This is a genomic window from Aeromonas tecta, assembly GCF_000820185.1.
Taxonomy (GTDB): Bacteria; Pseudomonadota; Gammaproteobacteria; order Enterobacterales; family Aeromonadaceae; genus Aeromonas; species Aeromonas tecta.
Window position 1 is genome coordinate 328,947 of sequence record NZ_CDCA01000028.1, and the last position, 22,974, is coordinate 351,920.

Annotated in this window: 24 protein-coding genes; 9 read left to right on the top strand and 15 right to left on the bottom strand. The window is 58.7% G+C overall.

Annotated elements, in window-relative coordinates:
- Both BN1137_RS13275 and BN1137_RS13280 read left to right on the top strand, forming a co-directional pair.
- The gene (locus tag BN1137_RS13275) at positions 1–543 is read left to right on the top strand and encodes a dihydrofolate reductase family protein (RefSeq protein ID WP_050719121.1); all 543 of its coding nucleotides are present in this window, start codon (positions 1–3) and stop codon (positions 541–543) included.
- Positions 544–662: 119 nt separating this feature from the next.
- The gene (locus tag BN1137_RS13280; RefSeq protein ID WP_050719063.1) at positions 663–878 is read left to right on the top strand and encodes an alternative ribosome-rescue factor A; all 216 of its coding nucleotides are present in this window, start codon (positions 663–665) and stop codon (positions 876–878) included.
- A gap of 119 nt (positions 879–997) precedes the next feature.
- Here the strand turns inward: BN1137_RS13280 and hemW are convergent, their stop codons facing one another.
- Both hemW and BN1137_RS13290 read right to left on the bottom strand, forming a co-directional pair.
- A complete protein-coding gene (hemW, locus tag BN1137_RS13285) occupies positions 998–2,143 on the bottom strand; it encodes a radical SAM family heme chaperone HemW (RefSeq protein WP_050719064.1) in 1,146 nt (381 codons plus the stop codon).
- 160 nt (positions 2,144–2,303) lie between these two features.
- A complete protein-coding gene (locus BN1137_RS13290) occupies positions 2,304–2,900 on the bottom strand; it encodes an XTP/dITP diphosphatase (protein WP_050719065.1) in 597 nt (198 codons plus the stop codon).
- A 235-nt stretch (positions 2,901–3,135) separates the two neighbouring features.
- Between BN1137_RS13290 and BN1137_RS13295 the strand changes: the two genes are divergently transcribed.
- The 3 genes from BN1137_RS13295 to BN1137_RS13305 all read left to right on the top strand — a co-directional run bounded on the left by BN1137_RS13295 (position 3,136) and on the right by BN1137_RS13305 (position 6,081).
- A complete protein-coding gene (locus BN1137_RS13295) occupies positions 3,136–4,302 on the top strand; it encodes a multidrug effflux MFS transporter (protein WP_050719066.1) in 1,167 nt (388 codons plus the stop codon).
- 175 nt (positions 4,303–4,477) lie between these two features.
- A complete protein-coding gene (locus BN1137_RS13300; protein ID WP_050719067.1) occupies positions 4,478–5,527 on the top strand; it encodes an oxidoreductase in 1,050 nt (349 codons plus the stop codon).
- A 308-nt stretch (positions 5,528–5,835) separates the two neighbouring features.
- Complete coding sequence (locus BN1137_RS13305; RefSeq protein WP_050719122.1) at positions 5,836–6,081, top strand: hypothetical protein; 246 nt, start codon at positions 5,836–5,838, stop codon at positions 6,079–6,081.
- Positions 6,082–6,186: 105 nt separating this feature from the next.
- Here the strand turns inward: BN1137_RS13305 and BN1137_RS13310 are convergent, their stop codons facing one another.
- Together BN1137_RS13310 and BN1137_RS13315 are read right to left on the bottom strand one after the other, a co-directional pair.
- Positions 6,187–6,642, bottom strand: coding sequence for an NfeD family protein (locus BN1137_RS13310; RefSeq protein ID WP_050719068.1), 456 nt, complete (start codon positions 6,640–6,642; stop codon positions 6,187–6,189).
- Positions 6,639–7,562 carry an SPFH domain-containing protein gene (locus BN1137_RS13315; protein ID WP_050719069.1) on the bottom strand — a complete coding sequence of 308 codons (924 nt, stop codon included), beginning with the start codon at positions 7,560–7,562 and terminating at the stop codon, positions 6,639–6,641. Before BN1137_RS13315 ends, BN1137_RS13310 begins: the two co-directional genes overlap by 4 nt.
- Before the next feature lie 198 nt (positions 7,563–7,760).
- Here BN1137_RS13315 and cysG point away from each other — a divergent pair, with 198 nt between their 5' ends.
- The 4 genes from cysG (at position 7,761) to cysC (ending at position 12,454) form a co-directional block, all read left to right on the top strand.
- Positions 7,761–9,188: a siroheme synthase CysG gene (gene cysG, locus BN1137_RS13320; protein WP_050719070.1), complete on the top strand. Its 1,428-nt coding sequence runs from the start codon at positions 7,761–7,763 to the stop codon at positions 9,186–9,188.
- Positions 9,189–9,293: 105 nt separating this feature from the next.
- Complete coding sequence (gene cysD / locus BN1137_RS13325; protein WP_050719071.1) at positions 9,294–10,202, top strand: sulfate adenylyltransferase subunit CysD; 909 nt, start codon at positions 9,294–9,296, stop codon at positions 10,200–10,202.
- 24 nt (positions 10,203–10,226) lie between these two features.
- The gene (gene cysN, locus BN1137_RS13330) at positions 10,227–11,669 is read left to right on the top strand and encodes a sulfate adenylyltransferase subunit CysN (protein ID WP_050719072.1); all 1,443 of its coding nucleotides are present in this window, start codon (positions 10,227–10,229) and stop codon (positions 11,667–11,669) included.
- Between the two features lie 191 nt (positions 11,670–11,860).
- Positions 11,861–12,454, top strand: a complete 594-nt coding sequence (gene cysC, locus BN1137_RS13335) for an adenylyl-sulfate kinase (protein WP_083443453.1) — start codon at positions 11,861–11,863, stop codon at positions 12,452–12,454.
- Between the two features lie 573 nt (positions 12,455–13,027).
- On the opposite strand, the gene BN1137_RS13340 is transcribed toward cysC, so the two are convergent.
- From BN1137_RS13340 to BN1137_RS13385, 11 genes are all read right to left on the bottom strand, one after another.
- Positions 13,028–13,912 (bottom strand): viperin family antiviral radical SAM protein, encoded by an 885-nt coding sequence (locus BN1137_RS13340; protein WP_050719073.1) that lies wholly within the window; start codon positions 13,910–13,912, stop codon positions 13,028–13,030.
- A gap of 293 nt (positions 13,913–14,205) precedes the next feature.
- Positions 14,206–14,343: an HNH endonuclease gene (locus tag BN1137_RS23180; RefSeq protein ID WP_157433748.1), complete on the bottom strand. Its 138-nt coding sequence runs from the start codon at positions 14,341–14,343 to the stop codon at positions 14,206–14,208.
- A 233-nt stretch (positions 14,344–14,576) separates the two neighbouring features.
- Positions 14,577–15,176 carry an SLATT domain-containing protein gene (locus BN1137_RS13345; protein ID WP_050719074.1) on the bottom strand — a complete coding sequence of 200 codons (600 nt, stop codon included), beginning with the start codon at positions 15,174–15,176 and terminating at the stop codon, positions 14,577–14,579.
- 702 nt (positions 15,177–15,878) lie between these two features.
- Positions 15,879–17,507 (bottom strand): methyl-accepting chemotaxis protein, encoded by a 1,629-nt coding sequence (locus BN1137_RS13350; protein WP_050719075.1) that lies wholly within the window; start codon positions 17,505–17,507, stop codon positions 15,879–15,881.
- A gap of 254 nt (positions 17,508–17,761) precedes the next feature.
- On the bottom strand, positions 17,762–18,613 hold the full coding sequence (locus BN1137_RS13355) for a TIGR03899 family protein (protein WP_050719076.1): 852 nt from the start codon (positions 18,611–18,613) through the stop codon (positions 17,762–17,764).
- Positions 18,614–18,795: 182 nt separating this feature from the next.
- Positions 18,796–19,266, bottom strand: coding sequence for a DUF3299 domain-containing protein (locus BN1137_RS13360; protein WP_050719077.1), 471 nt, complete (start codon positions 19,264–19,266; stop codon positions 18,796–18,798).
- 114 nt (positions 19,267–19,380) lie between these two features.
- Complete coding sequence (locus BN1137_RS13365) at positions 19,381–20,628, bottom strand: ABC transporter permease (protein ID WP_050719078.1); 1,248 nt, start codon at positions 20,626–20,628, stop codon at positions 19,381–19,383.
- Positions 20,629–20,707: 79 nt separating this feature from the next.
- Entirely contained in the window at positions 20,708–21,394 is a 687-nt protein-coding gene (locus BN1137_RS13370; protein ID WP_050719079.1) for an ABC transporter ATP-binding protein, read from the bottom strand.
- Between the two features lie 4 nt (positions 21,395–21,398).
- Positions 21,399–21,956: a DUF2796 domain-containing protein gene (locus BN1137_RS13375; RefSeq protein WP_050719080.1), complete on the bottom strand. Its 558-nt coding sequence runs from the start codon at positions 21,954–21,956 to the stop codon at positions 21,399–21,401.
- Between the two features lie 23 nt (positions 21,957–21,979).
- Positions 21,980–22,285 carry a DUF2946 family protein gene (locus BN1137_RS13380; protein ID WP_050719124.1) on the bottom strand — a complete coding sequence of 102 codons (306 nt, stop codon included), beginning with the start codon at positions 22,283–22,285 and terminating at the stop codon, positions 21,980–21,982.
- A gap of 44 nt (positions 22,286–22,329) precedes the next feature.
- A complete protein-coding gene (locus tag BN1137_RS13385) occupies positions 22,330–22,872 on the bottom strand; it encodes a YtfJ family protein (RefSeq protein WP_050719081.1) in 543 nt (180 codons plus the stop codon).
- Positions 22,873–22,974: the final 102 nt, after the last annotated feature.

A 22,974-nucleotide genomic window follows, 5' to 3' on the forward strand; every position in this document is an offset into this window, starting at 1 on the left:
ATGAACGCGGCGCAGCAGCGCCCCCGGATCAGTGCCTTTCTGGCGCTCTCCCTCGATGGCTTTATCGCCGGGGAAGACGGGGCTCTGGAGTGGCTGACGCCCTATGACGGCGACTCTCAGGACGAAACCGGTTACAGCGCCCTGATGGCAAGCGCGGATGCGCTGCTGATGGGCCGCAACAGCTACGAGACGGTACTCGCCTTCCCGGAGTGGCCCTACGGCGACAAACCGGTGGTGGTGTTGACCCACAGGCCGGCCGAGCCTAGTGCCAAGGTCTCCTTCAGGCAAGGAGAGCTTGGGCAGGTGCTGACAGATCTGTGGCAGGAGGGGGCACGTCATCTCTATCTGGATGGTGGCGAGGTGGTACGGCAAGGTTTGCAGGCCGGGCTGGTGGATGAGCTGACCCTGTTCTGGGTGCCCGTGGTGCTGGACAAGGGCGTCTCGCTGTTTGGGGGCGAGCCGCTGCCTGGGCGGCTCATCCCAGTCTCCAGCACTGTGCTGGCAAGCGGTCTGGTGAGGGTGAGCTACCGGCCGGCGCCCTGATCCAGGGCAACCCGCTGCCGAGCGCTTGCACTCGGCAGCGCGGAGGCGCACAATCTGCGCGTTTTTATTTACTCTGGCGTATTTTTAGCCAGTTCCAACGACATAAGCAGGAGCCAAATATGGCCAAGAGGAAGCGGGTCGATATCATCGACCAGGCCCATGATCATGGGCGGGGCATCATTCAGGACAATCATCTGAAGGCGCTGGTCACCTCAACCCTGTTTCAGGCCAGGGTCGAGCCGAGCAAGAAGGGCAAGGGCAGTTACCAGCGCAAGGCCAAGCATGGCCAGCGGTGGGAGCCCGGCCAACAGCAGATGATGAGCGTCTGCTGCTGAGCGGGTTTCTACCCCGTTGAACAGAAACAATCAGGGCGCCCATGGGCGCCCTGATTGTTTCTGGCAAGCTGGCGTGGCTGAACTGCTCACGGCGTCGCAGCAAGACGGTGAACCAGTGCTTACTCGTCCATAAAGAGCTCGAGCAAGACGTTGAGGTAGCGATGACCGAGGGAGGTCAGCTGCCAGCTGTCGCCGAGATCCTCGATCAGCTCCTTGGTCTGGGCGATGGTCAGCATGGTCTCCACCCGCTCAAGCTCAAGGCCGGTGTAGGCCTCGAACTCCGCCTTGGGTGCCGGTTCAAACAATCTGAACCGGTTCATAAAGTATTCGAGGGGCAGATCGTCCTCGGTCACCGTCCACTGGTTATCCAGGTAGGGGCGGGCGGGATCCAGGTAGCCTTTCGGGTGTTTCACCTTGGCACTGCGCAGGATCTGCTGGTTGGCGAGATCAGTGACCTTGCCGTGGGCGCCGCAGCCGATCCCCAGATAGTCGCCGAAGCGCCAGTAGTTGAGGTTGTGGCGGCACTGATAGCCTGGCTTGGCGTAGGCCGAGATCTCGTACTGCTGGTAACCCTGGGCGGTGAGCATGGCGTGGCCCTGCTCGTAGATGTCCCACAGGGTGTCATCTTCCGGTAGCTTGGGCGGCTTGGAGGCGAAGGCAGTGTTCGGCTCTATGGTTAGCTGATACCAGGACAGGTGCGGCGGTGCGCAGTCGATGGCCTGTTGCAGGTCATAGAGGGCGTCTTCCAGGCTCTGATCCGGCAGGCCGTGCATCAGATCCAGGTTGAAGGTGGGAAGGGCTATGGCGTGAGCCAGCTCGGCCGCCTTGCGCGCCTCCTCTGGCCCGTGGATGCGGCCGAGGCGGGTCAGTTTTTCCTGCTGGAAGCTCTGCACCCCGATGGAGATGCGGTTGATGCCCGCGCGCTGGAAGCCGGCGAACTTGTCCGCCTCCACCGTGCCCGGATTCGCCTCCATGGTGATCTCGCAGTCAGCAGTGAGCGCGATGCGGGCCCTGACCCCGTCCAGCAAGGTCTGCATGGCCTCGACGCTCAGCAGGCTGGGGGTGCCTCCGCCGATGAAGATGGAGGAGAGTGGACGCCCCTGTGCCCACTTAAGATCGAGATCCAGATCCTCCAGCAGGGCCGCCACATATTCGAGGTGTGGCAACTCCCCCTTCTGGGCGTGGGAGTTGAAGTCGCAGTAGGGGCACTTCTGGACGCACCAGGGCACATGGATATAGAGGGAGAGGGGCGGCAGTTGCAGCATGGGGCTTCCAGTAATCAAAGCGGGGGGCGATTGGGCTGACCCCGTTGTAAATGACAATGCGTATTCGTTGGTCAGCGGTGCACTAAGCACAATGGGGGCTGACGGCCCCCATTGTAGATGAAATGCGCTCCGGAGTATTCCGGCGATCGGCTGTGCAGGCTCAGTGCGCCGCGGCCAATGCGGCTTTCAGCTTGGCCAGCGCCTGACCACGGTGACTGAGCTGGTTCTTCAGCTCGCTCGGCATCTGGGCGGAGGTGCAGTCGTGATCGGGTACGAAGAACACAGGATCATAGCCAAAGCCGTGTTGGCCGCGCGGTTCATCGAGGATGGTCCCCTCCCAGCTGGCCTGGCAGATGATGGGGGTGGGGTCATCGGCGTGGCGCATGTAAACCAGCACACACCAGAAACGGGCGCTCTTGAGGTAGTCGGGCGCGCCCTTGAGCTCTTCAAGCAGCTTGTCGATGTTCTCCTTGTCGCTGGCGCCCACACCGGCGAAGCGGGCGGAGTAGACGCCGGGGCGGCCGTGCAGCAGGTCCACTTCCAGACCCGAGTCGTCGGCGACGGCGGGCAGGCCGGTGATGCGGGCGGCGTGGCGGGCCTTGATGATGGCATTCTCGACGAAGGTGGTGCCGGTCTCTTCGGCATCGGAGACCGCGAACTCGCTCTGCGGGATCACCTGGATCTTCATATCGGCCAGCATGGCGGCCAATTCCTTCACCTTTTTCTGGTTACCTGTTGCCAGGACAAGCTTGCTCATCACGCACCTCCGCAAAAATAATCTGCGCATTCTATGCGGGGTGAGCGTTTAGTCAAAGCGCCAATTAGTCGCTACAGGGGCCACACCTGGCCACCACTGAACTGGCAGGAGGAGTGGATAAAATACATCTTTCCACAGAGGAATAACCCAAGTGATTAAATACCATTTCAATTCATTACTCTGAGTCAGTAGACTCGCGCACCAATTGATTTCCCACTACGGCTTGAGGTGACTGATGCCATTGATTCTTCTGCTTGTACTCCTGGTGCTGTTCAGTCCGCTGGCCATCGACATCTATTTGCCTGCCATCCCGCAGATGGCCGAGCGGCTCGGCGCCGAGGTCACCCTGATGCAAGGCACCATCACCTGGTTCCTGTTCAGCATGGGGCTGGGCCAACTGCTGGTAGGGCCGCTCGCCGACCGTTACGGCCGCAAACCCATCGCCCTCGGTGGCGTGCTGCTCTACGGCCTGAGTGCGCTGGCCGCCGGTTTTGCCGCAAGTCTCGGTGAGCTGATGCTGGCGCGAGTGCTGCAAGGCTTCGGCGCTTGTGCCACCTCGGTCGCCGCCTTCTCGGTGGTGCGTGACAGCTATGGCCCCAAGAAGAGTGGCCAGATGATCTCCTACCTCAATGGTGCCATCTGCTTCATTCCCGCCCTGGCACCCCTGCTCGGCGGCTGGCTCACCGCCAAGGCAGGCTGGTCGGCGAACTTCTGGTTTATGGCCGGTTATGCAGTCATCGTCGGCAGCTGGCTGCTGTGGCGTATGCCGGAGACCCGTCCGGAAGAGACCAGCAGCAGCGGCCCGCTCATCAGCTGGTCCCGCTACAGCCCTGTGCTGCGCTCCCCCAGCTTCCTGTTCAACGCCAGCCTCTGCATGTTGGCGATGGCGGTGATCCTGGCCTATGTCACCGCCGCGCCGGTGCAGCTGATGGTGAAGCTGGGTCTCGACATGAACGGCTTTAGCTACTGGTTCACCGCCAACGCGGCCCTGAACATCCTGGCCTGCTTCCTGGCGCCGCGCTTCATCGCCAAGGTAGGCCCGAGACGCACCCTGCGTATCGGCCTGCTGGTGATCTCCTTGTCTGCCATCGCGCTGACCCTGGTGCAACACATCGACCACCCGCTTGCCATGATGGGCCCGGTGTTCTTCTCCAGCATCGGCTTCGCCATGGTACTGGGAGCGGCGGCCGGCATGGCGCTGGCACCCTTCGGTCATTGTGCTGGCACTGCTGCGGCACTGCTCGGGTTGTTCCAGATGAGTGGTTCAGGCGCCCTGGTGGGGATCACCGGTTGGCTGATGCCAGATCCCCTCAGCCAGCTGGCGCTGCACATGTGGCTGCTGTTGCCGCCACTGTTGCTGTTGCTGACCCGGCGTGGTCGCAGCCTCTGCCTGCAGCCTTGATGATGGGGGCTCGGTTCCCCCGGATTTGATGGATAACGCGGCTGTACTGGCAATAAATCCTGTGCTCTGATGGGCACAAGCGGGGGCTTCGGCCCCCTTGTTTTTTGGGCGAGAGCTCAGCAGACGCTTATCATAATGGACAGAGTTTTATGGACAGAGTTCAGCGGAGAATCCCATGAGTCACACAATCAACGCCGCCCTGGTGGGCTATGGCTTTGCAGGCCAAACCTTTCATGCCCCCTTCCTGACCAGCACGCCGGGCCTCGCCTTGCGCTGGGTGGTGAGCCGGGATGCAGCCAAGGTACAGGCCGAGTTGCCCGGTTGCCAGGTCGGCACCCTGGCGCAGGTACTGGCCGACGAGAGCGTCGATCTGGTGGTGATCGCCACTCCGAACGATACCCATGCTCCCATCGCCCGTCAGGCGTTGCTGGCTGGCAAGCACGTGGTGATCGACAAGCCGTTCGCGCTGGATCTGGCAGAAGCCGAAGCCTTGGTAGAGCTTGCCGAGAAGCAGCAACGGCTGCTCAGCATCTTCCACAACCGACGCTGGGACGGGGACTTCCTCACCGTGCGGCGCCTGCTGGCCGAAGGCGCGCTGGGCCAGATCGCTCAGTTCGAATCCCATTTCGACCGCTATCGTCCCGAGGTGCGCCAGCGCTGGCGGGAAGCGGGCGGCCCGGGTTCGGGTCTCTGGTTCGATCTCGGCCCCCACATCCTCGACCAGTCGCTGCAACTGTTCGGTCAACCGGACTGGATCCAGGCCGATCTCGCCGAGCAGCGTCCCGGCGCCCTGAGCGATGACTACTTCCACGTGGTGCTGGGCTACGGCCAGCTTCGGGTGATCCTGCACGGCAGCTGTCTGGTGTCGGCCACCATGCCCCGCTTCGTCATTCACGGCAGCACGGGTTCCTTCATCAAGTTCGGCATGGACGTGCAGGAGGAGCAGCTCAAGGCCGGCCTGCGTCCGCCTGTGGCGAACTGGGGCCAGGATCCCGAGCCTGGCATGATCAGCCGCATTCAGGATGGTCAAGTGCAGCAACAGGCCGTTGCCGGTGAGGCGGGTGACTACGGCGCTTACTACCGCGGGGTCTGCGCCGCCATCAGAGGGGAGGGCAGCAACCCAGTGCCGGCACCGGAAGCGTTGGCGGTGATGGCGTTGCTGGATCTGGCCAGAGAGAGCCACGTTCAGGGGCGGCGGCTGGCTTGTCAGAAGTTGTCTGACTGAAGCGGGTTCTGCGGGTCTATACCGGTGGGTTGAAATGGAAACTAATGACTAACAATTGTCATAAAAACGGCGTTTTGTTATGCAAAAGTGCATTTTTTATGGTGCATTGTATTAACATTCGTCGTTGCAGTAGTTCTTTTCATCCAGCCCACGAGAAAATATCATTGTGATACGCGTTTTCATTGGCTGTGTATGGCGTTATATTTCGCGCGTCTCTTGGCTCCCGTTCTGATGGATTTTCCACGGGGACAAGACGCACAGTGATGGCCCTGACGGCCGTCTCTCCATCTTTATTTGAGGATATGTACATGAACAAAGTACTGGTAGCCGGTATCCTGGGTCTGATGTTGACCGCTTGTGGTCAGAAAGAAGAAGCCGCCGCTCCGGCCGCTACTCCGGCCGCCGACGTTGCTGCAACCGTTGAGAAGGCTGCTTCCGATGCTTCCGCAACCGTAGAGAAGGCTGCTTCTGAAGCTTCTGCTACCGTTGAGAAAGCTGCCGAAGACGTGGCCACCAAGGTCGACGCTGCAGTGAGCGATGCCAAGGCCAACTAAGCCTGCACCTCATCTGAAAACGGGCCCGACGCTAGCGTCGGGCCCGTTTTTTTATGGCCATATTGTGAGATTCACACATGGCCCGCATACCTTGATTGGGTCAGATCAGGCCAACGGCTCCACCAGCAGGATGTGGGAGTCGGAGCCTACCACCTTGACCCGGCTGCCTGCCGGCAAGGAGTGGGAGCAGCGCACCGTCCAGACGGTGTCGTCCAGATGGACCCGGCTCATGCCCTGGCGCACCTCGTCCAGCAGGGTCAACTCCCGCCCCAGATAGCTCTGCATCCGCTCGTTGATGGGCGCGGCGGCATCCTGCCCCGAGCGATCGCGCTGATGCTGCCAGCGCCACCAAGCCCAGGTGGTGAGCAGAGATTGCGCCGCAAACAGCAGCAACTGTGCCTGCCAGCCGAAGGGCCACAGCAGCAGCAGCAGTCCCACTTCCAGTGCGGCTATACCGGTCCAGAGTAGAAACCCCACCGACCCCAGCACTTCGATGGCCAGCAGCACGCAGCCCAGGCCCATCCAGTGCCAGTGGGTCAGCCCCTCCAGCAGGGCAGTCATGACTTGCTACTCTTACCATCCTTGTTGAACAGCTCGGCCATGCCCGCGACCGAGCCTATCAGGCTACCCGCCTCCAGCGGCATCATGATGATCTTGCTGTTGGGACCTTCACCGATGCGGGCCAGGGCCTCGGTGTATTTCTGCGCCACGAAGTAGTTGATGGCCTGCATATCCCCTTCCGCGATGGCTCTGGAGACCATATGGGTCGCCTTGGCTTCCGCCTCGGCGGCACGCTCCCGCGCCTCGGCGGCGAGGAAGGCGGCCTGACGCTCACCTTCGGCTTTCAGGATCTGGGACTGCTTCTCCCCTTCGGCCTTCAGGATCCGGGACTGGCGCACCCCTTCGGCCTCCAGTACTTCCGCGCGTTTTTGCCGCTCGGCCTTCATCTGGGCGTTCATGGCGTCGATCAGCGCCATCGGCGGGCGCACATCCTTGATCTCGATCCGGGTCACCTTGATGCCCCAGGGGGCGGTGGCGGCATCCATGGTGCGCAGCAGTTTCTCGTTGATGGTGTCGCGCTGGGAGAGCATTTCGTCCAGCTCCATGGCGCCGAGCACGGTCCGCATGTTGGTCATGGTCAGGTTGCGGATGGCGCTGGTGAGATCGTTGACCTCGTAGCCAGCTTTGCGCGCGTCGACTACCTGCACGAAGCTGATGGCGTCGATGGTGACGTTGGCGTTGTCGCGGGAGATCACCTCTTGGGCCGGGATGTCCAGCACCTGCTCCATCATGATGATCTTGTGGCCGACCCTGTCCACATAGGGAATGAGCAGGTTGAGGCCGGGGGAGAGGGTGCGGGTGTAGCGGCCGAAGCGCTCTACCGTCCAGTTATAACCCTGCGGCACTATCTTGATGCCGGCACTCAGGGTGGCGAGCACCAGGAATACGAAGATCCCCAATACAATCAATGACTCATTCATTATTAAGCTCCTTATGAAACACTTTCACTAGCCTAGGGTCTGGTGCGCGGCACCACAAGGACATTCGTTCGGCTTTGCCACGACATGGCTTTGCTAATTACCAAAACGCATTAAAGAGCATTTTTTATTATTTTGAAGGAATAAGGAGCCTGCCTATAGTCGCCCCAGTTGTAGTCGTGTGCCGAGGAGTGGGCCCTGATGGATTATTTACCTATGTTCGCCAAGTTGGAAGGCCGCTCGGTACTGCTGGTAGGCGGGGGCGAGGTTGCCCTGCGCAAGGCGCGTCTGCTGTTGGCCGCCGGTGCCAGGCTGACCCTCATCTCCCCTGAGCTTGAAGCGGGCTTCCACGAATTCAGCGGCCGTTTCACCCACCTGGCGGAGCGTTTCACTCCTGCCCATCTGACTGGCCAAATTCTGGTGGTGGCCGCCACCGACGATCTCGAGGTTAATGCTCTGGTCTACCAGAGTGCCAACCGGCTCGGGCTCTTCGTCAATGTGGTGGACGATCCGGTACGCTCCAGCTTTATCTTCCCTTCGATCATCGATCGCAGTCCCATCATGGTCGCCGTCTCCAGCGGTGGCAAGGCGCCGGTACTGGTGCGGCTGTTGCGTGAGCGGCTCGAGAGCCTGCTGCCCCGTCATCTGGGCGGTCTGGCAGAACTGTCCGGTCGGATACGCGGCAGGGCCAAGCAAGTGCTGGCATCCATTTCCGATCGCCGCCGTTTCTGGGAGCGAGCCTTTGCCTCCAATACCCTCGGTAGCCTCGTCGAGAAGCAGGATTGGCAAGGGGCCGAACACTGGCTCAATGAGGATCTCGACAAGGCGCAGAGCGAGGTCGGTGAAGTGGTACTGGTGGGTGCGGGGCCAGGCGATCCGGGCCTCTTGACCCTCAAGGCGCTGCAACAGATCCAGCAGGCGGAAGTGGTGCTTTACGATCAACTGGTCTCCCCCGAGATCCTGGATCTGGTGCGACGCGACGCCACCCTGGTATCGGTTGGCAAGAAGGCCGGCGCCCATAGCGTGCCACAGGAAGAGACTAACCGACTGCTGGTGGAATACGCCAAGGCCGGCAACCGGGTGGTGCGCCTCAAGGGCGGCGATCCCTTCATGTTCGGTCGTGGTGGCGAGGAGTTGGAAGTGCTGGCCGCCGAGGGTATTCCCTTCTCGGTGGTGCCGGGTATCACGGCCGCCGCCGGTGCCACCGCCTACGCCGGCATTCCACTCACCCACCGTGATTATGCCCAGAGCGCCGTCTTCATCACCGGCCATTGTCAGGGGGATGGCAAGGAGCCGGACTGGCAGCAGCTCGCCGTGACCCGCCAGACTCTGGTGATTTACATGGGGCTGATGCGCTCCGAGCACATTCAACAGCAACTGGTGAGCCATGGCCGAAGCCGAGCCACTCCCATAGCCATCATCGAGCGCGGCACCCAGCCCTGTCAGCGCGTGCTGACTGGGACGCTGAACGAACTCGCCACGCTGGCCAGCCAGGTCGAGAGCCCGTCGCTGATCGTCATCGGCGAGGTAGTTTCCTTACGCGAGCAACTCGCCTGGTTTGGCGAGCATGGGAGCGCGCTGACGGCCGATGTGGGCAAGACAGATCTGAAGCTGGTCAGCCTGGCCTGAGACATCTGCTGTTAAAGACGAATCGATTTTCCGGCGCTGCAGACGCGGCGCCGCACTGAACCCAAGGCGCGCCAAGGCGTGCTGGTAATGACTGAGGACCGAGACATGGATCGTGAAAGATTAACCCACCTGCAGCAGCTGGAAGCCGAGAGCATCCACATCATCCGCGAGGTGGCTGCCGAATTTGAAAACCCGGTGATGATGTACTCCATCGGCAAGGACTCCTCCGTCATGCTGCACCTGGCCCGCAAGGCCTTCTACCCGGGCAAGATCCCTTTCCCGTTGCTGCACGTCGACACCAACTGGAAGTTCAAGGAGATGATCAAGTTCCGGGACGAGACCGCCGCCAAGTACGGACTGGATCTCATCGTCCACAAGAACCCGGACGGTCTGGCCATGAACATCAACCCCTTCGTGCACGGCAGCGGCAAGCACACCGACATCATGAAGACCGAGGGGCTCAAGCAGGCGCTGAACAAGTACGGTTTCGACGCCGCCTTCGGTGGCGCGCGCCGGGATGAGGAGAAATCCCGCGCCAAGGAGCGGGTCTACTCCTTCCGTGACAAGTCCCACCGCTGGGATCCCAAGAACCAGCGCCCCGAGCTGTGGCGCGTCTACAACGGTCAGGTCAACAAGGGGGAGAGCATCCGGGTGTTCCCGCTCTCCAACTGGACCGAGCTCGATATCTGGCAATACATCTACCTGGAAAACATCGACATAGTGCCGCTCTACTTTGCGGCCATGCGCCCGGTAGTGGAGCGCAGCGGCATCAAGATCATGGTGGATGACGAGCGCATGCCCATAGGCCCGGAAGACGAGGTGAAGCAGGAGCTGGTGCGCTTCCGCACCCTCGGCTGCTATCCGCTGACCGGGGCCATCGAGTCCGATGCCACCACCCTGACCGAGATCATCGAGGAGATGTTGCTGACCACCTCGAGCGAGCGGCAGGGACGGCTCATCGACCACGATCAGGCGGGCTCCATGGAGCAGAAGAAGCGTCAGGGCTATTTCTAAAAAAATGTTCTAAGGGATCGACACATGAACAACCACATTCAGACCGCCATCACCGAACAGGGCATCGAAGCCTACCTGCACGCCCAGCAGCACAAGAGTCTGCTGCGTTTTCTCACCTGCGGCAGCGTGGATGACGGCAAGAGCACCCTGATCGGCCGCCTGCTGCACGACTCCCAGCAGATCTATGAAGATCAGCTCAAGGCGCTGGAGTCCGACAGCCAGAAGCTCGGCACCACGGGCGAGAAGCTCGACTTGGCGCTGCTGGTAGACGGCCTGCAGGCCGAACGCGAGCAGGGCATCACCATCGACGTGGCCTATCGCTATTTCTCTACGGCGAAGCGCAAATTTATCATCTCGGACACCCCGGGCCATGAGCAGTACACCCGCAACATGGCCACCGGCGCCTCCACCTGCGATCTCGCCATCATCCTCATCGATGCCCGCAAGGGGGTGCTGGATCAGACCCGTCGCCACAGCTTTATTGCGAGCCTGCTTGGCATCAAGCAGTTCGTGGTGGCAGTCAACAAGATGGATCTGGTGGAGTTCAGCCAGCAGGTATTCGATCGCATCAGCGCCGAGTATCGCGAGTTCGCCAAGAATCTCAGCGTCGACAACATCCAGATAGTGCCGGTCTCGGCGCTGGATGGGGACAACGTGGTCAACCAAAGTGACAAGCTGGCTTGGTATCAAGGGGAGACCTTGCTCTCTCTGCTGGAAACGGCCGAGGTGGAGCGCGAGCTGGAACGCCACCCGGTGCGTCTGCCTGTGCAGTATGTGAGCCGCCCGAACCTGGATTTCCGTGGCTTCGCGGGCACCCTCGCATCCGGCATTCTGCGAGTGGGCGACACCCTGGCGGTGCTGCCGTCCGGCAAGCAGAGCAAGGTGACGCGCATCGTCACCTTCGACGGGGATCTGGAGTACGCCCTGCCGGGTCAGGCCATCACAGTCACCTTCGCGGACGAGATCGACATCAGTCGGGGTGATCTCTTGGTGGACGCCGCTCGCCAGCCCAAGGTGACCCAGAACGTGCTGGCTCACATCGTCTGGATGGGGGAAGAGTCCCTGCAGCCGGGCCGGGTCTATGACATCAAGCTGGCCACCAAGAAGACCCGTGGCCAGGTGGAGGCCATTCGCCATCGCATCGAGATCAACAAGCTGGACGAGCTGGACGCGAGCGAACTGAAGCTCAACGAGATAGGCCTGTGCGAACTGAGCCTGACCGATCCGGTGGCGTTCGATCCCTACACGGATATCCGCGACACCGGCAGCTTCATCCTGATCGATCGGCTGACCAACGTCACCGTCGGCGCTGGCATGATAGTGGAAGGGTTGGCGGCCCAGGTGGTGACTCTTGCTGGCAAAGCAGGGCAGTACAGCGAGTTCGAAATAGAGCTCAACGCCCTGGTGCGCAAGCACTTCTCCCACTGGCAGGCGCTGGCAGTCGGCAACGACAGCGGCAAGCAATAGAGCCTGGTACCCTCTCCCTCGGGAGAGGGCACGATGAAGATCTTCCCCCTCATCCCCAGTCCTTCTCCCGCTGATTAAAAAAGAGAGGGAGAAGGGGGTTAATATTCCCTCTCCCTCAGGGAGAGGGTTAGGGTGAGGGGACTCGTTGGCTCCTTCCCATGTGGATGAACCTGAGTGACCGAGGAGTTAGGATGGGTAATATCGTGTGGCATCAGCATGCCGTCAGCAAGCAGAGCCGAGCGCAGTTGAAGGAGCAGAAACCGCTGGTGCTCTGGTTTACCGGGCTGTCCGGGGCGGGCAAATCCACCCTGGCGGGGGCGCTGGAGCAGGCGCTGGCGGCCGAGGGAAAGCACACCTATCTGCTGGATGGAGATAACGTGCGCCACGGCCTCTGTGGTGATCTCGGCTTCGACGATGCTGCCAGGCAGGAGAATATCCGACGGGTTGGCGAAGTGGCGAAATTAATGGTGGATGCGGGTCTAATCGTCCTCACCGCCTTTATCTCGCCGTTTCGCGCCGAGAGGGATCTGGTGAGAAGTCTCTTGGGGGCGGACGAGTTTGTCGAGGTGTTTGTAGATGCGCCGCTCTCCGTTTGTGAAGAGCGCGACCCCAAGGGGCTCTACAAGAAGGCCAGAGCAGGGGAGATCCGCAATTTTACCGGCATCGACTCCGCCTATGAGGCGCCGGAGCAGCCCGAGATCCATCTGCTTAACGCCGGCAAACCGGTAGAAGCGCTGGTGGATGAGTTGCTGACCGCCCTGCGGCAGGGGAGGTTAATTGACTAAGGTTGATTGTCCATTCCGAGGACTGATATCAGAGGGGCGCTTGCCCCCTTGTTTATTGTTTTTCAATTATTTTGCCTATTGGCAGCGACTCCATTAATAAAGCGGAGCACTTACCCTTTTTTTCTTATTTCCCCACAACGATTATCTTGCCACCGGAACCATTTATCTGTTGAACGTTTTTTAGGTTATTAGGGTAATAAACGTAGTCACCGTCAAGTGTGGGAAGTTCTCGGTTCAACTCCTAGTATATATCTAGTACCCAATCCCTACGGAGTTCCACACGCTTTTCGGGTTGTGGTGAGTGGTTTGTATTTACGTGGTAAAAGAGAGCCCATCAATCGAGCAGGTACTCTCGCCAATCAGATAGCCGTACGATTTCTCTCGAGTCGGTCACAAGGTCGAATGGACAGCGTAGATGTAATGTCCAGCCTCACTGTGGTTGCGCTATCATCCCTGATAGTGTTCCTGATCTTGCACCTTTCCCTCGGCGGAGTAGAGGGGGGAGCCAAGACCATGCCCGTTTGTGACTATGGGAACAGTTTGCCAATCTGTTAGTCGCGATGTCCCAATAGCTTACTCCTCCTCCAATACCCTATAGCGCTGGGAAAATTTGATGGCATCAAATCCGGTTTCAGCTAAGCTCTGGTCAATCGGGGTGGTCAGCAAAGGGGGGCTCTTAAAGTATCCATGTGTCTTACTCCTATTTTGGAAAAAGGCGCCATCGGGGCTTAGCATTAGATAGGAGTTAGTCATCGAATCGTTATTTTCCACCGACATAACCTGCGACAGCGCTTGATGACGTGCAACAAAGGAAGCAAACTGCTGGTCGCTGATGGCTTGAATTGAATCAAATACCGGCAACACCCGCAGCACCTTCCACTTGTTGGGTTTAAGTGTGCTAATCAATGCTGTAAAATCCTCATCGACATTGAATAGGTTTACCACCGTATTTATCTTCAGTTTTGTGGCGGGTGAATGGCTTTTAACTTGCTGAAAAATAGATTGTAAGCGCTCTGCGGACAGAACGTTGCCTGACGTTGTGAGCCGGCCTATCTGTTGCTGCCCTTCCAAATGGCACGTGTCGTAGCTAATCCCCAATAACTGCAGTTTATGGCTGTGTTCGGCGATGAATTGGTCGCTGATTAAATGTCCATTAGTGATTATGGATGTTTTGAGGCCAAGTTCAATAGCGTAATCCAGCGCCTCAACAAACCGTTGCTTAAGTAGTAAAGGTTCTCCACCAGCAAAATTTAGCCGCACACTCTGGTATTGAAGTTTATCCTGGATAGGATTGGGCGAAAAAAAATAGTCTGCCAACTTGGCAAGAACTTGCTTCATGTCATCCAAATTACGATGTAGCTCGTTGGGCATAGCCCATTTTGCATAACAGTAATGGCAATCGTAATTGCATTTTTCGGTAATGTGGTAGTTGATAACTAACTGATTTACTTTGCTCATAACACCGTTCTAATATGATTCCATAATCGTGGGCATTAGCTTAAGCGACATCTTACTAAAACACCTCTGTAGCTTGACACCTCAGAGAGATATAGAGGCTAGGATACTTATACTTGATCGCTATATATTCTAATTCTGTTTCTCACATCTTGTTGTTAATTAACCTGGCACCATCATTGTTCCTTACATCGAATGGAGTGGTTGCACGCCGATCTATTGGCTATTACGTGATGCTCGGATAATAATAATGAATACCTTATTTCATTCCCGTTTGAGTTCAAGCGAAGGTATTGTTATCTGTAATAGTGTTTCCTGTGACAATTTTTGAAAAGTGTTACGGTATTTTCAGCTATACCTTCCCCCTTACCCTTCAGCATCTCAACGTGATGAACCTTAACATATGGGAGTCTAGCTATTTTTGAAGTAAACAAATTTTTATTTTTCAGTCATAATATGTACTATTCGTTCTCTTTTAAATATGAGTGGTGACCCTTGAACTCCTTCATATCAAAATGATCTGATCTCTTTTATATAAATAGTTATATATTAATGTGGGTATAATCTCTGTCACCTAGATTGAGATATCGTTTCATAAGCACTGAAAATGCTTCAAGCCAGAGCTAATAAGTGTTATGAATCTCTCAGTAGATAATTTATCATTGTTTTATTTTATATTTGAAAGAAGGTGATAAAAAACGTATGTAACAAATGAAATAGCCACTATGTAATGTGTATATCCTAGCCACATGAAAAATTGTGCTTTAATGTATAACCAAAGATAGGAAGGCCAGTCATTGAACCGCTCAGGTTTGTAAAGAAGTCTGGTGAAAAGATAGTCTATCGGTTTGTGGTTTTCGTATTTCTCCAATATACTGTAATACTCTTCAACTAGTTCATAATATTTATTATAGTCTTCAGGAAAGCCTCGTAATTTACGAGCGAATTTACCAAGTTCCACGCCGCTCCGATGCATCGCCTCCGCGCGAGATACAAAATTTTCTTGACCAAGCAATAAAGAGTATACAAGCACCATGACTGCAAGTATTGCTTGAAAACTATTAAGTAACTTCTCAGAAATGCTTATCTCTACTCCATATGCTTGGAAAAGAGGAATGAAAATCAATGCAGCTGATATAAATGCCACTGTCCACTGTGAGACCTTTTGGTGAGTCGAAAGCCTTTCGTTAGCTATATATCTTGACTTTGTTGTTAATTTTGTGCGTCTCAACAACTCTTTGATTTCACTATTTTCTAATTCAGCCATTTTTCCACCTCTTCGCTATAAGAGTGACTAGATGGAGAGCAGTGCAAATATGTTATGAGCAATTTCCATCTAATACTGTATAACTTATGACAATTGTCATGAAAAATATACATTAAATAAAACTGTTAACGGCCACTCTCCTGAAGCAGAACTTGTTCGCTTGATGTACTCTTTTTGTTTCAGAATTAAGCCATCATAGAATGACTGTAAAGGTGTTAGCCATAGCAAGAGTAGGCAAGGCTACCGCCCCTGAATTCCAGCCTCCAGCCTGCTGCTCTTTCCCTGCGGTGTTGCTCTGGTCTGGTACATGGCTGACTCTGACGAGAGGTGATCCTGATGGCTATGTTACCGAACGGAGCCGGTTAGGGAAGGGGAATTGGATAATTTCTCGGGTAAGATCAATAAATTGAGCCGCTATGGGGTTGTGGTCGAGCGGTGGGGGTATCTCAACGCCCTTACTTTCTCAACGCTCGTAGCGTATTTGGACGGGGCAATTAATTCCGGGATGTCACTCTGTTGAGTGAGGTGTAGTGCAGACGTCATGGTGAGGGCATCAAGACTGGGGCAGTGATGGCGGGGGCGTACCCATCCTGCCAGAACCGCATTTCCCACAAGATATAAATGGGCCCGCTGCCGGTGACGACAGGGGTCCTTCTTTGTTGTTAGCGCACGGTCTTTAGGTCTGGTTTCCTCTGCGGAGGCTCAGCGGGCGAGTAGGGGTTGGGCGCTGACCAGGGCCGAACTGGCAGCATGGGGGGCGGGGCGTTGCTGGAATTGGCGCACCAGCCGCTCCAGTTCGTTCAACTGCCGTACCAGTGCGATGACGCCCTGCACCGCGTGCTGGCTGCCCAGACTGGAGTCATCGGCGAGGCTCTTGATGCTGAGCACGTTGCGGTTGATGTCCATGGTGACCTGGGACTGCTCCTGCACCGCCTGGGCAATCTGGCTGCTGCCGGCGGCCACCTGTAGCAGCATGTCGTTGATCTTCTGCAAGACATCGCCGGTGGCAGAGGCCTTGAGGTGGCAGCTGGCCGAGAGCCGCTCCCCCTTCTCCATCGCCTGCTCCGCATCCCCGGCACTGCCCTGCAACAGACTGATCATCTGCTGGATCTCGCCGGTGGAGGATTGGGTCTTGATGGCGAGGGTGCGGATCTCGTCCGCCACCACCGAGAAGCCACGGCCCGCCTCACCGGCGCGGGCGGCCTCGATGGCGGCGTTGAGGGCCAGCAGGTTGGTCTGGTTGGCGATGTTGTTGATCACATCCAGGATGCCGTCGATGGCCCGGCACTGTGCGGCCAGGGTGTTGATCACTCCCTTGGAGGTGACCAGCTCGCTGTGCATCCCCTCCACCGCGCTGATGGTGTCCAGCACGCTGCGATTGCCTTCATTGAACAGGCCGGTGGTCTCGTCCAGCCGATCGGAAGAGGCGGTGGAGCTGTGGGAGACTTCGCGAATGGACTCTGCCATTTCGGTGATGGCGGTGGCGACCTGATTGGTCTGCGCCTGTTGTTGTTGCAGGTTGTCGGTGATGCTCTCGGCGTTGTGCAAGTCCGTCTGCGCGGAGCGCAAGATCTGCTGGCAAGTTTGCTGGGTGCGGGCCAGCACGGCGTTGAACTCGGCCTGGTTCATCTGCATGGCGAGTTCGATGGCGGCGATATGGTCGACCCGACCGGTGTAGAGAAGTTGCATCAGCGGGTTGTCGAAGCGGCGGCGTGCCTGCGTGCCGAGCCGGCTGAGGCGACGTGAGAGGGCGTAGCCGATCAGGGCTGCGCCGGCCAGTGGCAGGGCGGCCAATAGCAGCGGCCAGCTCAGACCATGCTGATAACCCAGCGCCATCATGGCCCCCAGGCTGAGCAGCAGGCAGAGATTGAGCATCAGGGCATGGGAGAAGGTGGGCAGGCGCAGGGCCAGGGGCTGCTGCCCCTCCCGCAGTTGGGCATAGACCTTCTCGGCTCGTTGTTTCAACGCCTCATCGGGGGCGGTGCGCACCGATTGATACTCCACCACCTTGCCGCTGGCATCCTGGATGGGGGTGACGAAGGCGCTGACCCAGTAGTGATCGCCATTCTTGCAGCGGTTCTTCACCGGGCCCATCCAGCTCTTGCCCTCCCGGATATGGCTCCACATATCGGCGAAGGCTTGAGTGGGCATGTCGGGGTGGCGCACCAGGTTGTGCGGCGCCCCTTGCAGCTCCTCCAGCGCGAAGCCCGCAATGGTGCAGAACTCGTCATTGGCATGGGTGATGCGGCTCTCCAGATCCGTGGTGGAGATGAGGTTCTGATGAGCCGGGTAGAGACGCTCACGCTGGGTAACGGGTTGGTTGACTCTCATGGGGTGTTCCGGCTGGGACTATGGGCGATGAGTGCTGTCTGCAAGCGGTGCACCAGAGTGGCGGAGCATGGCAAAAATAGCGGGATGAGCGGGCGTTGTCCGACGAGGGTCGGTCACGCAGGGAGCTTGAAGCGAGTCGGTGTTGGCAGGGTGCTGAATCGATTCGCTTTTTGGGAGCTGTTTTGGGAATGGGCGGCGGGGTTTTGCAATTTGACAAGGGGGAAGGCCGGAGCCCGCAAGGGCCCCGGCCAGGGTCAGGGCTGGCCCTGTGGTTCATCGGTCGGGGTCAGCATCAGGGTCTCTATCTGCAGGTTGGTGACCAGCAGGGTCTTCAAGTCTTGCAGGTACTCCTCCAGCGGCGGCTCTTGCAGCAACTGGGCGAGCTCATTGCCGACCGGGGTGAGGCGGTAGTAGAGCAGGGTGAGGTTGCTCTGGCGCTGGCGCAGGCGCCAGCGCTGATTGCCGAAGGCCAGCTCGACCCCATCGGCGGGCAACGGGCCGGATTCGAGTTCCCCTCGGTGCAGCAGGCCGAGATCGAACAGCAGCAGCAAGGCGCTGTAGGGCATCCGGTATTTGCCGAGCCCCATGCGGGTGACCTTGGCCCGGCTGAGCAGGCTGGCGCCCTTGTGCATGCCCAGTAGCAGGCGCTGCTCGTCGCTGCCCTCATAGTGGCAGGAGAGGGCGCAGATGCGCTGGAACAGCTGGGCCTCGCGCTGGGTCATCTCCTTGAGGGTGCTGAGGGCGCGGATGGAGAAGCGGCCGGGGGTCGCCACTTCCAGGGCGAAGATCCGCCCCCACAGCTGCTGCATGGGCACCATGCTGATATCTTCGGCCAGTTGCAGGAAGCGGGTCAGCCAGTCGCTGTCCATCTCGCCGCCGGCGGCCGTCTCCTCGCAGTGGCGCGCCGCCATCACCATGATGGATTCCAGGTTGCGCTGACGGGTGGCCTGATCCGCCAGCTGGCGGAAGGTGGCGCGCTGCTCGAAGGTGCTGTCGCTGTTGCGAGTCAGCATGCCATCGATGTTGCGACTGCGGGCCAGGCGCAGGGTCTGCTCCTGACTGCTTAAGATGGAACTCTCTTTCTTGGGGGGCGGAAGATCGGCCATGCTGGCTCCGTGATGGCAGGGGGGGATCAGGCTGGTATTCAATGTTACCCCAACCGGGCGGGCGAGCAATCCCTCAGGCGGGGCCCGGTCCTCTATGTGCAGGCCGGATAACAAAAAGGCCTCCCAGAGGAGGCCATTTTATGGTTTATCAAGGCGCCAGGCGCGGTCGATGCTATAGGCGCTCACTCCTCGTAGACGCTGACGTCGGTCGCCTCCATGGAGTAGGAGGCGGTGGCCATCTCGTGGCTGGAACTGATGGTGCGCATCTTGCCCTTCACCCAGATGGCGTCCCACAGGTCATCCACCGGCGCCCCCTTGGGGTAGCTCACATAGATCACCTGGTTAGTCGGCGGCGGCGGCACGTGGATGCAGGCGCCAAAGTAGGGCACCAACAGGAAGGCGGTGACCTTCTTGGCATCTCCCTCCAGCGGCACCACGAAGCCCGGGATGCGTAGCTCCTGGTTGTCCAGCTTCTTGTTGACCCCGCCGACCGGTTGCGGCACCGACGCCAGGTTGCCGTCGTGGCTGACCTGTGGCGGTGGTAGCAGTTTTTCACCCTCTGGAATGAGTACATCCCAGTCGATTGTTTTGTAATCTACGGCATGGGCAGGCAAAGCCAACACTCCCAACAGCACGGTCAGCACTCGCCACATCGTCATATTTCCTTTGGTTATCGTCATACCCGGATACTCATACTGTCGCTCGGGCTGTAGCGCGTGATGGACGCGAGCGGCGGGCGGTTTGGTGAATCGGTTTGTCCCATATCGTCATACTCGAATGCTCATGCCATCGCTCAGGCTGTAGCGATACGCGCGGGCGGCGGGCAGCAGCCCGATCACCATGCCTGCCAGCCACACCAGTCCCAGCAGTTGCCATTCGTAGGCGCTCGGCAGGCCCAGGCCAAGTTGCAGGCCATAGTGGCTGAGCAGCCAGGGGGTGGCAAGCAGTTGTCCTAGATAGAGCACCCCGACCCCGAGGGCGATACCGAAGGTGGTGAGGGCCATGGCCTCCAGCGCCAGCAGCAGGAACAGATGGGACGGACCGGCGCCGAGGGAGCGCAAGATGGCGAGCTCACGGCGCCGCTCGTTGAGCCCCGCCAGCAGGGTAGTCAGCATGCCGATGAGGCCCGCCACCACCACGAAGCCGGCGATGACCGAGAGCGCCGTTTCCATCACGCTCATCATGCCCCACAGCTCCTGCAGGGCAGCCCCCGGCAAGATGGCCATCAGCGGCTCGCCGGTATAGGTGTTGATGCCGCGCTGCAGCTGGAACGCCAATATCCGGTTGCTCAGACCCACCATGAAGGCGGTGATGGTCTTGGGGGTGAGATCCTGGGCCAGTGCCTGCTCGGCGGTGACGTTCTTGCTGTGGCGACCGGTGTCCCAGCCGAGGTGGATGGCTTCGATGCCGGCCAGCGGCACGTGCACGGTACGATCGACCGGGGTACCGGTCGGCGCCAGGATCCCCACCACCTTGAACGGCAGATTGTCGTGCTGGCTGAACGAGGTGTTGCCGGCGCCGTGGGCGAGGATGATGGATTGACCCAGCTTGTAGCCGAGTTTCTCCGCCACCTGGGCACCGAGTACCGCCTCGAACGGCGTCTCGAACGGGTGTCCTTCCCGCATCTGTAAGGATTGCTGCTGGCCATATTTCAGGTGAGTGAAGTAGTCGCCATTGGTGCCGAGCACCCTGAAGCCCTTGTGGGAATCCCCGAGAGAGATAGGAATGGTCCAGGCGATACCGGGGCGCTGCTTGATGGCCTGATAGGCATCCCAGCCCACGTTGTTGGTGGGGTTGCCGATGCGAAACACCGAGTAGAGCAGCAGGTTCACCTGGCCGGAGCGGGCGCCGACGATGAGATCGGTACCGGAGACAGTGTTGGCAAAGCTCTCGCGTGCCTCGGTGCGCACTCGCTCCACCCCGAGCAGCAGGGTGACGCTGATGGCCACGGCCAGCAGGGTGAGGCCTGCGGTGAGGCGGCGGGCCCAGAGGCTTTGCAGGGCGAGTTTCAGCATGGCGACCTCCGCGTTCTGGATGGCTGGCTGGCAGCCAGCAGTGGCCCCCTTGGGCAGAGGCTCTGGTTATAAAACATCATCATGCAGCCCTCCGGTTGAGCCGTTGCAGGTTTTCCACCCGGGGGAAGAGCGGTTCGAGATAAGGATCGTGGCTGACGAAGATGAGGGTCGAGCCCTGCTTGTCGCACTCCTCGAACAACAGCTTGATAAAGGCGGCTCTGTTGTCGGTATCCAGCGCCGAGGTAGGCTCGTCGGCGATCACCAGCGGCGGTGAGCCGATCAGTGCCCTGGCGGCGGCGACCCGCTGTTGCTGGCCGATGCTCAGGGCATGGACCGGCCTGTGCAGTGCCTCGTCTGGCAGCTGCAACTCCCCCAGCAGGCGACGAGCTTCCTGTTCTGGACTGCCGCGCAGGCGGGATCGTTTCTCCTGGGAGAATGTGAGCGCCGTAGTGACATTATCCAGTACAGATAAAAAAGGCAGCAGATTGAACTGCTGGAAGATGTAACCCAGATTGGCCGCCCGGAAATGATCACGGGCCCGGCCGGAGAGCTGGGCCAAGGGTTGGCCCAGCACTTCCAGGGTGCCGTGGTTGGCAGTCTGGATCCCGGCAAGCAGCCCGAGCAGGGTCGACTTGCCGGAGCCCGAAGGCCCCTTGATAAACACCCGCTCTCCTTGCGTGATGCGCAGGGCGGGCAGATCGAGTACAGCCTCGCCACCTGGCCAGGAGAAGGCCAGATCGCGGATCTCAACCACGGCGTTGTTCATGGGATCACCAGCTCAGTTTGTAGGCGGAGGGGGTCAGCTCGGCTGCGGTCTGACCGCTGGGCAAGATGCCCTGCACGCTCAGCTTTTCCAGGCTCGGGTAGACGGTAAACAGGGTGGCTTCAAGACCACTGAGTTTGGCTGGGGTCGCGCAGGTGTAGGTGTACATGGCACCCATGTCGGCGTGACCGTCTTCGTGGTGGTGCTCATCCTTGGCGCCGTCAGCCTTGTCATGGTCGTGATCGTCCTTAGGGGCATTGAGCTCCTGCTGGGTCAGGGAACAACCGGCGGCGGGATCGAGGCGGAACAGGGTATCCGGTTGTTTGAGCTGGGCCATGGCCTTGGCATATTGCGCCTTCTCGGCATCGGTCTTGGCGGCATGCTCGAAGCCCACCAGATCGGCGGCGGGGGCCAGCAGCTCTATCATCAGCTGGTTGCCATCGAGCACCAGATTGAGGTGGCCGTGACCGTGCTCGTGAGCACCGTGGCCGTGGCTCTCGTGTTCATCGTGGTTGGCTTGCACGCCAAAGGCGGCGGCCGCCAGTAACAGGGTGACTGCTTTCATCGTTAATCCTTTTAAACCATTAATTAATAGGGAAAATAATCAGTAGTGGAAACGATGAAAACGGGCGGGGCACGGATGCTGTAATGGCGTGAAGGGGTTTTGACTACGACAGGAAAGACGGGGATGACAGGCAGGTAGGCGACAAACAGTGACGGAAGTGCGGGCGGCGTGGGCGTCAGGGCCAGCTTGCCATCCAGGTGGAGAGCGCAGATGAGGCAGTGGTGGTCATGGCTCGGCAGATCCGCTTCCAGCGGATGCTGTGCCAGTGCCGGTTGCGACCACAACCAGCCGAGCAGCAACAACCAGATTTTCAGCTTGGTACGACCCATAGACCCTTTTGGAAAGGGCGCCATCAGCGCCCTTTCTCTCTGATTCAGAGATGGGACTTGATGAGCCCCATCACCTTGGTGATGTCGGTGGCATCGAGCTGGCCGTCTTTGGCGAACAGCACCTTGCCTTCTTTATCCAGCAGTATGATGGCCGAACTCTCCGGGGCAAGATCCCAGGCGTTGCGGGCCATGCCCTTGGCATCCAGCACCATGGCGGACCAGGGGAACTCTTTCTTGCTGTCTTCGGCGCTGCTCTTCACAAAGTCGGAGGTGCCCCAGATGGCGTCATTGCTGTTGATGATGGTGACGGTCTGGTACTGATCGTGGGGCAACTTGGCCGCCTTGATCGCCTCGATCATGGGAGCATTCAGCTCCTTGGCGCTGGAGCGACCCGCGATGTGCTGGATCAGAAATACCTTTCCAGTCAGCACCTTGCTCTGCCATGGCTGGTAGCTGATCGCCTTGTCCTGCAGCACCAGTTCGCCCTTGTCGCCGATATTGACCAGCGGTACCTGGGCAGCTTCCTTGATGTTGTGGGCCATGACCAGGCTTGGCAGCAGCGCCAAGGTAAGTACGAGATGTTTCATCCTGATGACACTCCTTTGTTATGTTATAACGATTTCACGATTGAGGGAATGGGGGCGTACTCATCCTAAACTGATCGGATCTGTTTAAAAAGTGTTAAATAA

Excerpts from the sequence above, each read along its gene's own strand:
- BN1137_RS13375 (WP_050719080.1), bottom strand. The coding sequence starts at position 21,956 with ATGAAAGCAGTCACCCTGTTACTGGCGGCCGCCGCCTTTGGCGTGCAA.
- BN1137_RS13280 (WP_050719063.1), top strand. The coding sequence starts at position 663 with ATGGCCAAGAGGAAGCGGGTCGATATCATCGACCAGGCCCATGATCAT.
- BN1137_RS13315 (WP_050719069.1), bottom strand. The coding sequence starts at position 7,562 with ATGAATGAGTCATTGATTGTATTGGGGATCTTCGTATTCCTGGTGCTC.
- BN1137_RS13310 (WP_050719068.1), bottom strand. The coding sequence starts at position 6,642 with ATGACTGCCCTGCTGGAGGGGCTGACCCACTGGCACTGGATGGGCCTG.
- BN1137_RS13370 (WP_050719079.1), bottom strand. The coding sequence starts at position 21,394 with ATGAACAACGCCGTGGTTGAGATCCGCGATCTGGCCTTCTCCTGGCCA.
- BN1137_RS13365 (WP_050719078.1), bottom strand. The coding sequence starts at position 20,628 with ATGCTGAAACTCGCCCTGCAAAGCCTCTGGGCCCGCCGCCTCACCGCA.
- cysN (WP_050719072.1), top strand. The coding sequence starts at position 10,227 with ATGAACAACCACATTCAGACCGCCATCACCGAACAGGGCATCGAAGCC.
- BN1137_RS13360 (WP_050719077.1), bottom strand. The coding sequence starts at position 19,266 with ATGTGGCGAGTGCTGACCGTGCTGTTGGGAGTGTTGGCTTTGCCTGCC.
- BN1137_RS13295 (WP_050719066.1), top strand. The coding sequence starts at position 3,136 with ATGCCATTGATTCTTCTGCTTGTACTCCTGGTGCTGTTCAGTCCGCTG.
- BN1137_RS13355 (WP_050719076.1), bottom strand. The coding sequence starts at position 18,613 with ATGGCCGATCTTCCGCCCCCCAAGAAAGAGAGTTCCATCTTAAGCAGT.
- BN1137_RS13385 (WP_050719081.1), bottom strand. The coding sequence starts at position 22,872 with ATGAAACATCTCGTACTTACCTTGGCGCTGCTGCCAAGCCTGGTCATG.
- BN1137_RS13300 (WP_050719067.1), top strand. The coding sequence starts at position 4,478 with ATGAGTCACACAATCAACGCCGCCCTGGTGGGCTATGGCTTTGCAGGC.
- cysD (WP_050719071.1), top strand. The coding sequence starts at position 9,294 with ATGGATCGTGAAAGATTAACCCACCTGCAGCAGCTGGAAGCCGAGAGC.
- BN1137_RS13305 (WP_050719122.1), top strand. The coding sequence starts at position 5,836 with ATGAACAAAGTACTGGTAGCCGGTATCCTGGGTCTGATGTTGACCGCT.
- BN1137_RS13275 (WP_050719121.1), top strand. The coding sequence starts at position 1 with ATGAACGCGGCGCAGCAGCGCCCCCGGATCAGTGCCTTTCTGGCGCTC.
- BN1137_RS13350 (WP_050719075.1), bottom strand. The coding sequence starts at position 17,507 with ATGAGAGTCAACCAACCCGTTACCCAGCGTGAGCGTCTCTACCCGGCT.
- BN1137_RS13345 (WP_050719074.1), bottom strand. The coding sequence starts at position 15,176 with ATGGCTGAATTAGAAAATAGTGAAATCAAAGAGTTGTTGAGACGCACA.
- BN1137_RS13340 (WP_050719073.1), bottom strand. The coding sequence starts at position 13,912 with ATGAGCAAAGTAAATCAGTTAGTTATCAACTACCACATTACCGAAAAA.
- hemW (WP_050719064.1), bottom strand. The coding sequence starts at position 2,143 with ATGCTGCAACTGCCGCCCCTCTCCCTCTATATCCATGTGCCCTGGTGC.
- cysG (WP_050719070.1), top strand. The coding sequence starts at position 7,761 with ATGGATTATTTACCTATGTTCGCCAAGTTGGAAGGCCGCTCGGTACTG.
- cysC (WP_083443453.1), top strand. The coding sequence starts at position 11,861 with ATGGGTAATATCGTGTGGCATCAGCATGCCGTCAGCAAGCAGAGCCGA.
- BN1137_RS13380 (WP_050719124.1), bottom strand. The coding sequence starts at position 22,285 with ATGGGTCGTACCAAGCTGAAAATCTGGTTGTTGCTGCTCGGCTGGTTG.
- BN1137_RS13290 (WP_050719065.1), bottom strand. The coding sequence starts at position 2,900 with ATGAGCAAGCTTGTCCTGGCAACAGGTAACCAGAAAAAGGTGAAGGAA.